Here is a 1,121-nt window from a genome sequence, read left to right as displayed (position 1 = left end):
CAGCATCGGCGGCAGCGGCAGCATTGACGGCAGCGTCAGCGGCAGCGGCAGCGTCGGAGGCAGCGGCAGCGTCGCGCGCTGACAACGGCGGGCAATAGCGGCAATGTTAACGCCGGATTCGGCAACGGTGGCGAAGGTCCTGCCGACGAGATCGAGATTGCCTGAGTCATGACCTGACCGCGATCAGCGCCGCGAACGCATCGCGGGCAGCCTGTCGATGCGGAGCCAGCCGCGCTTCGTGCTCAGCGGGCCAGCTTGCCGGGATGTAGCGGTTGATCGCCGCCTCGACCAACCACGCGAACCACGCAGATCGCGAACCAGCGCATTGGCCTCAACCTTTCGCCGACCTTGACTGGCGATGTAGTTCTGGACGTAGGGCTTGCGGTGATCGGGGTGACCCGGATCGCCGAGGTCCTTGCCGCTGCCGGTCTCCAAGTTCTCGATCCAAGGCAGGCCGAGGTCGTCGATCTGCTCGCGTGTCAGACCGATGCGCTCGACGCGGATCGCCGACGGATCGAAGTCGACGCCCTTGACGTTGGCGCAGTCCATCAGGTTCGACTTGATGACATCGGACATCAGCAGGCCAGCGGGATCGTGGTCGCCGACGTAGAGCAGGACGCACTTCCGCCCGGCTTCGTGGTGGGTCATTGAACCGCATCAGCATTCGGCGGCGCAGGTTGATGTCGGCGAAGCCCTTGCTGGGGGCAAGGGGTCGCATCTTTCCCTCCGGATTGGGGGGCACTTAGCACGGATGTCATGCTGGTGCCTGGCCGCCGACCGAAAGCGAGGCCCGTTCAGAAACTTATGGAGACCGACATTCCCCGGATGAACCCGGTTTCATGCATGGCCCCCCAAGCCCGGCTACCATCGCGCAAGGGCTGCACAAGCGCAAGCTTCGCCCCCGCAAGGGGCGTGCTTGACGATTTCAGCAGGGGCATCCAGCTGGCTAGAACGACAGATAAATGCTCACTCCCGAGCCAGGGTAGTAGCCAGGATAGTAGCCAGGGTAGTAGCCAGGGTAGTAGCCTGGGTAGTAGCCTGGGTAGGAGCCCGGATAGTATCCCGGATAGTAGCCCGGATAGTACGGCCGATAGTAGCGCGGATAGTAGTTACGGTAGCCG

Annotated in this window: 1 protein-coding gene; it reads right to left on the bottom strand. The window is 63.4% G+C overall.

All coding sequences use genetic code 11. The annotated features are described in order from the left end of the window. Positions 1–183: 183 nt before the first annotated feature. Complete coding sequence (locus BQ8794_RS27335) at positions 184–648, bottom strand: hypothetical protein (protein ID WP_077381729.1); 465 nt, start codon at positions 646–648, stop codon at positions 184–186. Positions 649–1,121: the final 473 nt, after the last annotated feature.

This window comes from Mesorhizobium prunaredense, from assembly GCF_900156895.1.
Classification (GTDB): Bacteria; Pseudomonadota; Alphaproteobacteria; order Rhizobiales; family Rhizobiaceae; genus Mesorhizobium; species Mesorhizobium prunaredense.
Note: the sequence above shows the minus strand (reverse complement) of the source record. Positions and strands in the feature narration are given on the sequence as shown.

Excerpts from the sequence above, each read along its gene's own strand:
- BQ8794_RS27335 (WP_077381729.1), bottom strand. The coding sequence starts at position 648 with ATGACCCACCACGAAGCCGGGCGGAAGTGCGTCCTGCTCTACGTCGGC.